The sequence below is a fragment of the Chloracidobacterium sp. D genome, assembly GCF_018304685.1.
Lineage (GTDB): Bacteria > Acidobacteriota > Blastocatellia > Chloracidobacteriales > Chloracidobacteriaceae > Chloracidobacterium > Chloracidobacterium thermophilum.
On sequence record NZ_CP072634.1, the window covers coordinates 209,079 to 222,006 of the forward strand.

Annotated in this window: 10 protein-coding genes; all 10 read left to right on the top strand. The window is 65.7% G+C overall.

Annotated features, from left to right (window positions below; translation table 11 throughout):
- Positions 1 to 35: 35 nt before the first annotated feature.
- The 10 genes from J8C01_RS00870 to J8C01_RS00915 all read left to right on the top strand — a co-directional run bounded on the left by J8C01_RS00870 (position 36) and on the right by J8C01_RS00915 (position 12,923).
- Entirely contained in the window at positions 36 to 1,283 is a 1,248-nt protein-coding gene (locus tag J8C01_RS00870) for an ABC transporter permease (protein WP_014098689.1), read from the top strand.
- The gene (locus J8C01_RS00875) at positions 1,276 to 3,960 is read left to right on the top strand and encodes a HEAT repeat domain-containing protein (protein WP_211432076.1); all 2,685 of its coding nucleotides are present in this window, start codon (positions 1,276 to 1,278) and stop codon (positions 3,958 to 3,960) included. The genes J8C01_RS00870 and J8C01_RS00875 overlap by 8 nt, the downstream gene beginning before the upstream one ends.
- 181 nt (positions 3,961 to 4,141) lie before the next feature.
- Positions 4,142 to 4,555 (top strand): PTS sugar transporter subunit IIA, encoded by a 414-nt coding sequence (locus J8C01_RS00880; protein WP_014098691.1) that lies wholly within the window; start codon positions 4,142 to 4,144, stop codon positions 4,553 to 4,555.
- A 74-nt stretch (positions 4,556 to 4,629) separates the two neighbouring features.
- A complete protein-coding gene (locus J8C01_RS00885) occupies positions 4,630 to 4,914 on the top strand; it encodes an HPr family phosphocarrier protein (RefSeq protein ID WP_014098692.1) in 285 nt (94 codons plus the stop codon).
- A complete protein-coding gene (gene ptsP / locus J8C01_RS00890; RefSeq protein WP_211432077.1) occupies positions 4,904 to 6,646 on the top strand; it encodes a phosphoenolpyruvate--protein phosphotransferase in 1,743 nt (580 codons plus the stop codon). The genes J8C01_RS00885 and ptsP overlap by 11 nt, the downstream gene beginning before the upstream one ends.
- A 106-nt stretch (positions 6,647 to 6,752) precedes the next feature.
- Positions 6,753 to 9,233, top strand: coding sequence for an endonuclease MutS2 (locus J8C01_RS00895; protein ID WP_211432078.1), 2,481 nt, complete (start codon positions 6,753 to 6,755; stop codon positions 9,231 to 9,233).
- Positions 9,230 to 9,979, top strand: a complete 750-nt coding sequence (gene cobS / locus J8C01_RS00900) for an adenosylcobinamide-GDP ribazoletransferase (RefSeq protein WP_211432079.1) — start codon at positions 9,230 to 9,232, stop codon at positions 9,977 to 9,979. Before J8C01_RS00895 ends, cobS begins: the two co-directional genes overlap by 4 nt.
- On the top strand, positions 9,951 to 10,613 hold the full coding sequence (locus J8C01_RS00905) for a hypothetical protein (RefSeq protein ID WP_211432080.1): 663 nt from the start codon (positions 9,951 to 9,953) through the stop codon (positions 10,611 to 10,613). The genes cobS and J8C01_RS00905 overlap by 29 nt, the downstream gene beginning before the upstream one ends.
- 11 nt (positions 10,614 to 10,624) lie before the next feature.
- Positions 10,625 to 11,254 (top strand): carboxypeptidase-like regulatory domain-containing protein, encoded by a 630-nt coding sequence (locus J8C01_RS00910; RefSeq protein WP_211432081.1) that lies wholly within the window; start codon positions 10,625 to 10,627, stop codon positions 11,252 to 11,254.
- 514 nt (positions 11,255 to 11,768) lie between these two features.
- Positions 11,769 to 12,923 carry a hypothetical protein gene (locus tag J8C01_RS00915; protein WP_211432082.1) on the top strand — a complete coding sequence of 385 codons (1,155 nt, stop codon included), beginning with the start codon at positions 11,769 to 11,771 and terminating at the stop codon, positions 12,921 to 12,923.
- The last annotated feature ends 5 nt before the right edge of the window (positions 12,924 to 12,928 follow it).

Sequence of the window (12,928 nt, forward strand, 5' to 3'; positions counted from 1 at the left end):
TGACCCGGCAGGGCTGGAACCGTGGGTCTGAAACTGTGGGCTACGTCTGGTTCATTGCGCAGCGCTACCTTCGCGCCCGCCGCCGCGCGACGCTGTCCGTAGCGGCCGGGCTGGCCGTGCTGGGCATCACCGTTGGCGTCTGGGCGCTGACCGTTGTCCTCGCCTTCCAGAGCGGAATGGAATCCGAGCTGCAGGGCAAAATCCTGGCCGGAACGGCCCATCTCAACATTCTGCGCCGGGGTGGGCGTCCGCTGCCCGACCCGGCCGGCCTCAAGGCGCAGATTCAGCAGACGCCGGGCGTCCGGTCAGCCACACCAACGACCTACCGGGAGGTGTTGCTGACGAGCGGCTCGCGGGCGGCCGCCGGGGTTTTGAAAGCTGTTGACCTTGCGGAGCCGCCGGAAACACTTGAAGTCACCCGCACCCTCTGTCCGGGAACCAACCTGAAAGACCTTCAGCCGACACGCGGCCCCGAAGGACGGGTGCTCGACGGCATCATTCCCGGCAAACGCCTGGCGCAGGAAGCCGGACTGCGCATTGGCGATCTGGTGGAAGCCCTGACCCCCGGCGCCCGTGGGGAACTGTCGCCCTTTGGCTGGCTGCCGACGACCTACACCTTTCGCGTCGTGGGTTTTTTTGAGTCCGGGTTGTATGAGTACGACGCCGCCTGGGCCTACATTTCCCTCGATGCAGCGCGGCAGCTTACGGGTGAAGAGACACCAGCGACGGTCATTCAGGTCATGCTCGACGACGCGCGCGCCTACCGTGAAGTGGGCGCGGTGCTCCAGTCCCGGCTTGGCCCCGACTACGTCATCGAAGACTGGGCCACACTCAACCGGACGGCCTTTGCCGCCCTCAACCTCCAGCGCCTGGCCTTTGCCGTCGTCATCGGGCTGGTCATTCTCGTGGCGGCGCTCAACATCGTGACGACCCTGATGTTGCTGGTCACGGAAAAACGCCGCGACATCGCCATTCTGCTCGCCATGGGAGCGACGCCGCGCACGATTCTGCTGGTATTTCTGGCGCAGGGATTGGCGCTGGGACTCGCGGGGGCGCTGTGTGGCGGTTTGCTGGGCGCAGCCACGGCCATTATCTGTGACCGCTACGACCTGATTCAGCTCGATGCCCGGATGTACTCCATCGCGTCCGTACCTTTTCGCTTTTCGCTGCTCGATACGGGCATCGTGCTGGGCGTTGCGCTCAGTGTGAGTCTGCTGGCCACGATTTATCCGGCCTGGCGGGCTGCCACCCTCAACCCGGTGGAGGGATTGCGCCATGCGTAGCCGGCGGCACATCGCTTTTCAGCTCGCAGCCTGGCTGGTGGTGGGGTTCACCGGCTGGCTGGTCCTGGAAGCTCCGGCGCAAACGTCGCCCCCGCCCGATGACTGGCTGGCGCGCGCGACGGTGCTGGCCGCCGCGCCCCCCTGTGCGCCGGATGTTGCTGCCGCACTCGATGACCCGCACTGGTACGTCCGTGCTCGCGCCATCCAGACTCTGGGACGGCAACGCTGCACAGCGGCGGTCCCGGCCCTGCTGGCCCACTTCGACCACGAGGATTGGGACAATCAGGCACGCCTGCTCGTGGCGCTGGGGCAGATTGGCGACCCGGCCGGGTTGCCGCCGGTGGCCCGGGCCGCCACGGGCCCGGCCGGCACGCTGCGCACCGTGGCCCTGGCCGCCCTGGGAGGTTTTACGGCCGCCCAGGTCGCGCCGGTGTTGGCCACGGCGCTCGAACAACCGCTGAACCGCGATGAAAAGTGCATTGTTGCCCGCCAGATTGGCGTCTTCCGCCTGGGGGACTGTGTCTCCCGGCTGGCGGACTGGCTCGGGCAGGATGAGGAACTCGACCGCCTCATCGCTGTGGCGCAGTATCGCACCGGGGATCAGGCTGCCGGGCGGCACGTCCTCGAAGTTTTTGACCGTCTCGATGCGCCAACCCGGTTGCAGCTTCTTGGTGATTGGGCGGAACGCCCCGACGTGCGCGCCACAGACCTCCTGCTGAAGGTTCTCCGGTCGGACTCTCCGGAGCACCGGCTGGCGGCAGCACGGGCCTGGGCGGCATACGGCGCGCAGATGCCCATCGCGGAAACCCTGACCGTCCTGCCCGATGTGGACGCCGAGGTGCGTCACGTCCTCGTAACGGCGCTGGGAGGCTGCCCGGCAGAAGAAACCGTGGCGGCCGTCATCGAACGGCTGAAGGCGGACCCCCCGGCGGCGGCCCGAGTGACCTACCTGGACGCACTTGAAGCCCTTGACCGGGAGGTGGTGACGGCGGCGCTGCTGGCGGCCCGGCAGGCACGGCTGCCATTCGCCGAACAGGCTCTGGAAAAGCTGGGCATCACGCCGGAGGCGCTGGCGGCCCGGCTGGCCGTGCCGACGTTGACGCCGACGGCGCGGATCACCCTGGCGGTTCAGCTCGGACAACTCGGCGACCTGCGGGCCTTTGACCTTCTCCGCCAGGCGTTGCTGTCCGGGGATGAAGTGACGCGCTGCGCTGCCGCCGAAGCGTTGGGGCAGTTGCAGGATGCGCGGGCGGTCGAACTGTTGCTCGATGTCCTGGACGATGAGGTGCCACGTGTCCAGTCGGCGGCGGCGGCGTCCCTGGCACGCCTGGGGATGACACCCGCCCGCCTGGTGGCAACGCTGGATGCCCCGAACATCAGCCTGCGCACTGAGGCACTGCGGCTTCTCGGAAGGCTCAGTGACGTTACGACGCTGCCGGCCGTGGCGGCGCAGACGCGGGAAGGGGAGCCACTTCCGGTACGCCTGGCCGCCGTGGTAGCGCTGGGCCGCCTGCGTCATCCAGATGCCGTTCCGGTGTTGGTACGTCTGCTGTCGGCCCGGGAGCCAGCCCTGCGGATGCAGGCGGTCAGCGCCCTGGGCGAGATTGGAGAGGCGCGCGCCGTTGCCGCGCTGCTGCCGCTGCTGCGCGACCCGGATGCGGCGGTGGTGAGCAGGGTCATTACGGCGCTCTCCCGGACGAAAGCCCCGTCGGCTGTGACACCTCTGCTGGCGGCGCTTCAGCACCCGGACTGGCGGGTCCGCGCCGCCGTGGCGCGCAGTCTGGATGCCTGGGAGGACACACGCATTCCGCCGGCCTTGGCAGCGGCGTTGGAAGACCCTTCCGCGCTCGTGCGGTTTCACGCCCGCCAATCGCTGCTGAAACTGGCCGTTGCGCCAGAGACGCTGCTGCCGGTAGCCCTCGGCCAGAGCCGCCCGCGTGGGTGGTATGGCGCTTACGTTACGTTGCAGGAACTGGCGCCCGAATCCGTACGGGATGAACTGCGGCGTTCCCTTGACGCGCCTGATCCGAAAACCCGCGCGCTGGCGGCAGCGCTGGCGCGGCGCTACCCGGACCCAGACATGCTGGCGTTGCTCTGGCAGCGCCTGGACGCCGAAACCCGCTTTGCCGTCCGGTGGTGGCTCGTCCGCGCCCTGGCCGACTTCGGTGAAGCGGCGCGGGAAGGGGCCATGAAGCGCGCCCGGTCGAAACAGCCCCGGTTGCGCGCCGACGCCATGCGCGTTCTGGGTTGGCTTCCGTCCAACCGGGAAAGCCAGTTGGTGTTGCGGGAAGGGCTGGCTGATGCCGAAAACCAAATCCGTTCGGCGGCCGTGGAAGCTTTGGGACGCATCGGCGATGTCGCTGCCCTGGCACCGCTTCTGGCACGTCAGAGTGGGGCTTTCACCGTTGCCCCGGATGAACTGGTGGATGCGCTGCTGGCCTGTGGCGAGGCCGGGCGGGCCGTGTTGCGTCAGGCCGTGGCCGGAAGTGAGCCAGCCATTCGGGCGCTGCTGCTTCAGCGGCTTGGGGCCGATGGGCATCCCGATGCGCTGCCCCTGCTGCTGGAGGGCCTGCGCGATGCGTCGCCCCTTGTACGCCAGGCGGCACGCCAGGGTTTGGCGCGGCAATCGGATGAACGCGCGGCGCAGGCGCTGGCCGCGTTGCCCGATGAACCATAAGCGAAACACGCCCCCGGCGTTGCCATCACACGCTGCCGGCTGCTTGGTTGATGCGTCGCACATGTGTTACAAAACGCAAATGTCATAACGCTCTGCCGATGGGAATCCGGCTGCGTTATGACCGGTACCGGTTACGGCTTCCGGCCGCGTAACTTTCCCGTAAAAACACAGGACGGTCACCATGCCCCGCGTTGGCGGCGTCATCATCACTCACGGACAACTGGCGACGGAGTTGCTCCACGCCGCAGAAATGATTGTCGGCGACATCCGCCACGTGCGCGCTGTCTCGATTGACTGGCACGACGATGTGGATGTGGCGCGGCAGGTCATTGAGCGCGCCATTGCGGAAGCCGATCAGGGATGTGGCGTGCTCATTCTTACGGACCTGTTTGGCGGTACGCCGACCAACCTCGTCATGGCTTACAGCGGGCAGGTGCGGGTGGAAATCGTTACCGGCGTCAACCTGCCGATGGTTATCAAGCTGGCGACGGCACCTTCTGACTGGTCGCTTCTCGATGTTGCCCGGTGTGTGACTGAACAGGGGCGCAAGAACATTCATCTGGCAAGTGAGCTGGTGCAGATGCGGACAAGTTGAGTCTCCTGCTACCCGGGCCGGCTCGATCGCTCTCCATTTTTCCTTGCTTTCCGCAGCATTGTCGAAAGGTCCCCATGCCACTTGAGCGTCTGGTCACGGTGACGAATCCGTTGGGGCTGCATGCGCGTCCCTCGGCGCGTCTGGTGACTGTCGTCAATCAGTTCAAGAGCCGGGTGCTTCTGCGCCGGGCGGATGATCCGAACTTTGTGGATGCCGGAAGTATCCTGAGCGTGATGTTCCTGGCCGCGGCGCGTGGAACACCGCTCGTCATCCGCGTCGAAGGCGAAGATGAAGCGGCGGCAATGGCGGCTGTTGTGGCGCTGTTTTCCGAAGGCCAGGAGTCCTCCCATGTCTTCTAATCCACTGACCAACACCGAACAACACTTCACGGGGCTGGCCGCTTCGCCCGGCGTTGGTTTCGGGCAGGTGGTGCGCCTTGTCCCGCAGAGCCGCCCGCCGTTGTTCATCCATGTGCTGCCGCACCGCGTGACGCTCGAAATCGAGCGCGTCAAACGCGCCATGCAGCGCGCCCGCCGGCATCTGGAAAGCATTCAGCACCATTTTCGGGAGCAGGTCGGACATGGCTCGGCCTATCTGCTTGATCCGTACATTCTCATGCTCGATGACGCGGTTTTGACGCAGGCCATCGAAGACAACATCCGCCAGCACCGCATCAATGCGGAGTGGGCGGTCAAGAGAGCGGTCGAGTCCCTGCTGGCCTCCTTCGACAACATCCAGGACGCCTACCTCGCACAGCGCCGGGACGATATCCGGGACGTTGGTCAGCGGCTCATCGGCATTCTGTCAGGCCAACCAATGCGCATGCCGCAGTTGGATACGCCTTCGATTCTCTTTGCCGATGACATCCTGCCGACCATGCTGGCCGAGGTGAATCCGACGAACCTGAACGGACTCGTGACAGATACCGGCGGGGTGATGACGCACACGGCAATCATTGCACGCAGCCTTGGCATTCCGGCGGTATTTGGCGTTCAGGAAGCCCTCAATCAGGCGACTGAAGGTGCCGCCTGCATCGTGGATGGCTCGCACGGAGAAGTCATCCTGCATCCCCGGCGGGCAACCCAGACCGTCTATCTGGGACGCCGCGCCGCCGAGCAGCGTCTGCGCCGGGACGGGCTGAGTGTGGCGCGGCTGCCGGCGGTGACGCGCGATGGCATCGCCTGTCACCTGCTGGCGAATGTCGAAATCCAGTCGGAACTGCCCGGCGTCGAACGGTGTGGGGCGCAGAGCATTGGGCTGTTTCGCTCCGAGTTCATCGTTTCCAGTGATGCCAGCAGCCTGCCGGATGAAGACACCCAGTGCGCGGCCTATCAGGCGGTCATTACCGCTTCACCTGACCACACCGCGACGATTCGGACGTTTGATTTCAGCAGCGACACCCTGCCGGGCGAAACGCGCATCGTGGAACCGAATCCGGCCCTTGGTCTCCATGGCGTCCGGTGGTGGCTGGCCCACGAAAACGTTGCCAAAACCCAGCTCCGCGCCATCGTGCGCGCGGCGGCGAGCGGGCGCGTACGGATTCTGCTCCCCCGTGTGACCTGCATCACCGAGTTGCGTGCTGCCCGCGAGTTGCTCACGGCGGTCTGCCGCGAACTGGGCGCAGACGACCGGCTCCGCCGGCGGCTCGAACTGGGAGCAATGATTGAAATGCCGGCCGCGGTGTTCATTGCCGACCGTCTGGCGCGGGAAAGCGATTTTCTCTCCATTGGCAGCAACGATCTGGTGCAGTACGTGCTGGCCAGCGACCGGGGCAACGAGCGGGTAAGCTACTTGCAGCAACCGCTGCATCCGGCCGTGCTGGCGAGTCTGAACCTGGTTGTCAGGGCGGCGCAGGAAACCAAAAAACCACTGACGATGTGCGGCGAGATGGCGGCCCAGCCGGTCTGTGCCTTCGCCCTGCTAGGTCTGGGAATCCGCCGGTTCAGCCTGTCGCCAGCGGCCCTGCCACAGCTCAAGTCCACGTTGCGCCGGTTGTCCGTCCGGGATGCCGAACAGTTCATGGCACAGGCGCTGACCCTTGATACGGCCCACGCCATCGAAGCCTGCGCGCAAACCTACCTCAAACCTTGAGAGACGGCGGCCCGCCTCGCGCCGCCAGCGTCGGACTTCCGGGCGTTGACAGCGCGCCCGGTTTTCGTCAGAAGTCACACCAACCTTTGCCTGCGGACGGGTCACGGTGACATCCAGGACGCCCTTTACTGCCGATTTCGAGACGCTGGATTTCGATGCCATCCGGGAACACCTGGCGCGTGAGACGCGAACGCCTTACGGGCGCGAGCTGGCGCGCGACCTGCTGCCCAGCGCCGACCCGTCTGAAGTGCGCTACCGGCTGCGGTTGACGACGGAAGCACGCCATTGGTTGGCCGAGCAGGGGGGCTTCGGAATGGGCGAACTGCCGGATGTGCGCCCGCTGCTGGATCGTCTGCGGCTGGAAAATGCCACATTGACCGTGGACGAAATCCATGCGCTGGCGCGAACCATGGAGGCGGGGCTGCATCTGCGCGCGACGTTGCGCCCGCACCGGGAGCGATTTCCACGGCTCGGCGCGATTGCCGAGACGATTCCCGATTTCCGGGACACCCTGGCGCAGGTTCGCCGCATCGTGGCACCGGACGGACAGCTCGATGAACGGGCCAGCCCGGAGTTGCAGCGCCTCCGCCAGGAACAGCAGGTCCAGCGCGACCGCCTGCAACGGCGGCTGGAGCGGTTGCTCCGCCGCCCCGACCTGGAAGGTGTTTTTTCCGACGACATTGTGACCCAGCGCCACGGCCGGTTTGTCGTGCCGGTGCGGGACGATCACCGGGGAAGGGTGGCCGGGGTCGTCCACGGGATGTCGGGCAGCGGCATGACGGCTTTTGTCGAACCACTCGACGCCATCCCGCTCAACAACGAACTCACCCGCCTGCAGGAGCTGATCGAAGCCGAAGTCCTGCGGCTGCTCCGGGAAGCCACACAGCAGTTGCGTCGCCGGCAGTCCTGCCTGACCGGGCTGGTGGTGGCGCTGGGCGAACTCGACCTGGTTCTGGCCAAAGCCCGTCTGGCCGAGCGTCTGCGCGCCGTCGAGCCAACGGTTTCGGAAACTGGCAGGTTTCAGCTCACGGCCGCGCGGCATCCCTTGCTGATGCTGGCGTTTCAGGCGCAGGGTCGCGAAGTCGTGCCGTTGAGTCTGACGCTGGATGCGGAGCAGCGGGCGCTTGTCGTCAGTGGAGCCAATGCCGGCGGCAAGACGGTCGTTCTCAAAACGGTCGGGCTGTGTGTGCTGCTGGCGCAGTCGGGGTTGCACGTTCCGGCGCAGGCGGCCGAGTTGCCGGTGCTGCGGCAGGTTTATGCCGACATTGGCGATCAGCAGTCGCTGGCAGCCAACCTTTCGACGTTTTCCTCCCACATCACCAAACTGGCCCGGATGGCGGCCGAGCTGACACCGCCAGCGCTGGTGCTGCTTGATGAAGCCGGAACAGGTACGGACCCGGATGAAGGCGCGGCACTGGCGCAGGCGCTCATCGAGCATTTTCGGACGCGCGGGGCCTATGTCCTGGCGACGACCCACTTCAACGCCCTGAAAATCTATGCCGATTCGACGCCGGGCGTCATCAGCGCCGCCGTGGCCTTCGATCTGGAAACCCTGACGCCGACGTATCAGCTTCATCTGAACGCCGTCGGCAGTTCGAGCGGACTCGTCATTGCCCGTCGCCTGGGCCTGCCGGAGGCGCTGATTGAACAGGCACAGGGCTATCTGCGTGAACGGGAGGTCGTTCTGGCGCAGTATGTCGCCGAACTCGAACGCCGGGTGACGGAAGCCCGTGACGCCGCTGCCGCGCTGGACGAGGAGCGCGCGGCGCTGGCTGAACGCTATGCCCGGCTCGAACAGGAATTTCTGGCGCGCGATGCGGCCCGGCAGGCCGATTTCGAGACCCGCGTACAGCAACTTTCCACGGCGTTTGAAGCGCGGCTGGCGTCGCTGCTGGAACGCATCAGCGAAGCCGAAACCCGCGAACGTCTGCGCCGGGAAGCTGTCCGCCAACTGGAAGCCACGGCGGCCGATGTCAAGGCCGACGCCAAAGCCGACAAGCCGCTGGACAAGCCCTCGCTTGCCGCCGAGGTGGCCGCGCGGCGTCCGCAGAAGTCCAAAACCGCGCAGCGGGCGCTGGTGGCGGAGTCGTTGACGGCACAGCCGGTCAGGACGGCGGCCGACCTGCGCCCCGGCGACCGCGTCCGCACGGCCTTCGGGACGGTCGGGCAGGTTGAAGCCATTTCCGGTGAAGAAGTAACCGTCACCAGTGGCGCTTTGCGTCTGAAAGTGCCGGCGACAACCCTGGCCAAGCTCCCGCTGGCAAAGTCCCAGCCGACACCGTCTGCGCCCCCGGCGCGGCAAACGCTCGTGGCCATGCACGATGTGACGCTGGAAGGGCAGGTACCCTCCGAAATCAATCTCATCGGGCTGACGACGGATGAAGCGACCGATGCCCTCGACCGCTATCTGGATCGCGCCGTGCTGGCCGGGCTGACCCAGGTGCGGGTCATCCACGGCGTCGGCACGGGGGCCCTGCGAAAGGCCGTGGAGACCTTTCTGCTGACCCATCCGCACGTGGAAAGCTTTGCCCGCGCCGACCGGCGGCAGGGCGGAGACGGGGCCACGCTGGTGAGTTTGCATCCGTGACCGTCCTGCGTCTGTTTCTGGCGGCAGTGGCGTTTCTGACGCGCCTGCCGATACCGGCCTGGGCGCACGCGGACGGCCGGACACTGGCTGCCGCCATGGTGTTTTTTCCGCTGGTCGGGGCGCTGCTGGGCGCGGGACAGGCGGCACTCATTCTCGTGCTGCACCCGGTGCTTGCGCCGGATGCGCTGGCTCTGCTGCTCATTGCCACGACGGTACTCGTCACCGGGGCATTGCATTACGACGGGCTGGCCGACACGGTAGATGCGCTGGGGGGCGGCTGGTCGCCGGAGCAGCGGCTGGCCATCATGAGAGACCCGCACATCGGAACGTTCGGCGTGCTGGCGCTGGTGGTGGCCGTTCTGGCCCAGTTTGTGGCGCTACGGAGTTTTCAGCACGTGGAATCGCTGTGCCGGGCGGTGATTGTTGCGCCCTGTCTGGCCCGGATGACGATTGTCTGGTTGGCGTGGCAGGAGCCTTATGCGCGGGCTGAAGGCGGCAAGGGACGCTTCATCGAGGCGCTCCAGGGGCAGCAGGTGTTGGGGGCGCTGCTGACCGGCGGGGCAATCGTGCTCGGCGTGGGCGGCTGGCTGGGCAGTCTGCTGTTGGCGTTGGCGGCGGTACTCGTCATGATGGCGGCCTTTCGTTTTCGGCGCTGGCTGGGTGGGATTACCGGCGATGTGCTGGGTGCGGTCAGTCAGACGTGTGAACTTCTGGTCTATGGCGTGTGGGTTGCATTTCGGCCGTGAATCGGCATCCGGCGGCTGGCGCTGGCGGCTGGGCGCGGCTCTGCTGGGGCTGCTGCTGGCTGCCTGCGTCCGTGAGCCGTTTCGCGTCCGTCCCAAAACGGACCCGCCGGTGTCTGAAACCCGGGCCGTGGCCGTTGCGGAAACCGATTACGTTCTGCGCGCCCGTGCCGTCTGGGATGGCAACGAACTCGTGGACCGCTTTGACGCCAATCATCTGACGGCCGGGATGCTGCCGGTGTATGTCTGGCTGGACGTACGCACGGCCGCACCACTTGACCTCAAGGCCTTCCGCTTCCGCTTGCACGATGCAGCAGGGCAAACCTGGCGGCTACTGTCCGTCCGGCAATCCGAAAAGCGGCTGATGAAGTCCTACGGCATCCGCGCCTACAGTGTGGATGGCTACCAGACGTTTCGCCGGCGCTATACCGATTCGTGCTTCCCGACGACGGGCACTGTGGCCGCCGGGGAGCGCGCCGATGGCTTTCTGTTTTTCGAGATACCACGTGCCCGGCGCGACCTCCCGGCCGGGACTCTCTGGCTGGAAGTCGAACGGCGCGGGCCGGGTTCGCACACTGTGACGCGCATCGAACTCCCAGCAGCGGATGTGGTAACGTCGTCTGCACCGAAGGAGTGAGTGTGTGTGGTATGAAGCCTTTACGAGTATTCGCCCTGATGGGGTTGGGGTGGCTGGTGCTGGGCAGCGGCGCGGGCGAAGCGCCGGCGCAGTTTTCGGTGGCGGCCGGCTCGCTGACCGTGCGCGGGCGGGTCCTGGATGCCCAGACAAAGCAACCGCTGGTCAACGCCCAGGTGAATATACGGACGAAATATGACGACTACCGGACGCTGACCGATGCCGAGGGGTACTATACGCTTCAGGTGTCGGCCGGACGGGAGTTGCGCGACTTTGAGCTGATTTTCAGTCACCCGGACTACCGGGAGAAGTACTTTCACACGGCGTTCCAGCCCGTTCTGCGGGATGACCTGATGGCAACCGTCGAACCGCTGCGCGCTCGCGTCAAGTACCGCAAAAACAAGCTGGACATGCCATGTGGTGACCGCAAGGCGCTCATCACCAAGAGCGGCGATACGCTTTCGTGTACCTTTGCCTGTGAGTCGGCGCCGGCTTTGACGGTGCGCCTCCCGGCCGGCAATGAAATGCGTGTGACGGCGGCCGGCGGCTTTTCACTCAGGATTACCGATGAGAAAGTGGAGTTGCGCGGCGCGGAAAACCAGGCGGTGGCTTTGCAGGTGACCGCCGTGATGTTCAAGCGTTAGCTGCCTGGGAGCGCGCTGGGAGCGCGGGCATCCTGCCCGCGTGATGAGTTGAGAGCGCGGGTATCCTGCCCGCATGAATCGAACGGGTGGATTCAACCGTCGCTACGCGACGGGGGTTGGGGGCGTATGTGATCCGTGGGTTGAAACCCACGGCTAAATTCATCCGTCGCTACGCGACGAGCTTGGGAGCGCGGGCATCCTGCCCGCAGGATGAAATGTAAAGCGCGGGCATCCTGCCCGCGTGATGAGTTGGGGGCGTGGGCATCCTTGCCCGCATGAATCGAACGGGTGGATTCAACCGTCGCTACGCGACGGGGGGTGTGTTGGGGGCGTATGTGATCCGTGGGTTGAAACCCACGGCTAAATTCATCCGTCGCTACGCGACGAGCCTGGGAGCGCGGGCATCCTGCCCGCAGGATGAAATGTAAAGCGCGGGCATCCTGCCCGCAGATGAGTTGAGAGCGCGGGCATCCTGCCCGCATTTTGGCCGGACAGTCCGGCAGGGAGGTGCGTCATGACGGATTACTTCGACCGTTTCAGTGAGTGGCGACGCAAAATCCAGCGCAAGGCCGAGGAAGTGGATGCGCAGTTGGGACTGTCGGAGGCCATCGGGAAAACCGTCGAGAAGACGGTAGAGCAGACCGAAAAGCTGACCGAGGAAGTCCGGCGGGCGACCGGACAGCTTTCGGCGAGCTTTCAGCGGGCGGCCGAAAACGCGCCGGAAGTCGTCAGTGAAGTGGTGCAGGAAGTGGTTCATGCCGTCGAGGAAGTTTCGGAGCGGTTGCCCGATGCACAGACCGTGACAGACACCATGGCGCGGGTGGTGGAGACGGTACGCGACGAGTTCAGGAACCTCGATGAAAAGCACCACGTGACGGAAAACCTCAAACAGGCGGCAGAAAAGGTGGCCGACAAAGTGACCGAAGTCGGGGCGGAGACCCTGCGTACCGGTGGCGAGAAGGCCTCCGAGGTGGTGGATCGGGCCGGTGAAGCGTTTGATGCCGTGCGGGAGACGGCGCACAAGTACTACAGCCGGGCGGAAGAGGCCTACAACTTTGGTTCGCGCGTGTTTCATGCGACGGTCGAAACCCGCGACGGCTACCGCAAGGCGCGGGAGTGGGTTGTGGCGAATCCGGGTACGTCGGCCCTGATGGGGCTGTCCCTGCTGTTGGGCTTCCGGTTGGGCGCGGCTTTTCCGGGCTTTGACCGTGTGGTGTTCGGGCAGTCACGGCACTGGCTGTTTCACAGCGGACTTGCTGCCTACGGGGCAAAGCAACTGGCGGAACGCTACATGCGCTTTCTGCGCGAGCAGGAACGGCTGGTGGCCGAAGGCAGGCTGGACGAAGCGGCGCAGGCGCGGGTTGCCTTTCAGCGGAAGGCAGCGCGCTACGTGGGCGCGCCGTTGCTGGGGGCGTTCAACGTCGCCCTGGGGACGGCGCTCTGGGCGGAAATCTTTTCACCGGGACGGATCGTGGGGTTTCCAATCAGCATCGTGCTGGGGGGCAATCCGGTACTGGAAACGGTCTGGCTGTTTGGCAACGGGCTGGTGTGCATTTACACCGGCTATGAACTCGTCATGCTGGCCTTTGAGGATGAAGCCGACGTGCAGCGGGTCGTCCGCGCCATTCGCGCGCTGCTGCCGGAAGCCGACAGCTCGCAGGCGGCCTGAATCCG

Excerpts from the sequence above, each read along its gene's own strand:
- J8C01_RS00875 (WP_211432076.1), top strand. The coding sequence starts at position 1,276 with ATGCGTAGCCGGCGGCACATCGCTTTTCAGCTCGCAGCCTGGCTGGTG.
- J8C01_RS00885 (WP_014098692.1), top strand. The coding sequence starts at position 4,630 with ATGCCACTTGAGCGTCTGGTCACGGTGACGAATCCGTTGGGGCTGCAT.
- J8C01_RS00880 (WP_014098691.1), top strand. The coding sequence starts at position 4,142 with ATGCCCCGCGTTGGCGGCGTCATCATCACTCACGGACAACTGGCGACG.
- J8C01_RS00910 (WP_211432081.1), top strand. The coding sequence starts at position 10,625 with ATGAAGCCTTTACGAGTATTCGCCCTGATGGGGTTGGGGTGGCTGGTG.
- ptsP (WP_211432077.1), top strand. The coding sequence starts at position 4,904 with ATGTCTTCTAATCCACTGACCAACACCGAACAACACTTCACGGGGCTG.
- J8C01_RS00915 (WP_211432082.1), top strand. The coding sequence starts at position 11,769 with ATGACGGATTACTTCGACCGTTTCAGTGAGTGGCGACGCAAAATCCAG.
- J8C01_RS00905 (WP_211432080.1), top strand. The coding sequence starts at position 9,951 with ATGGCGTGTGGGTTGCATTTCGGCCGTGAATCGGCATCCGGCGGCTGG.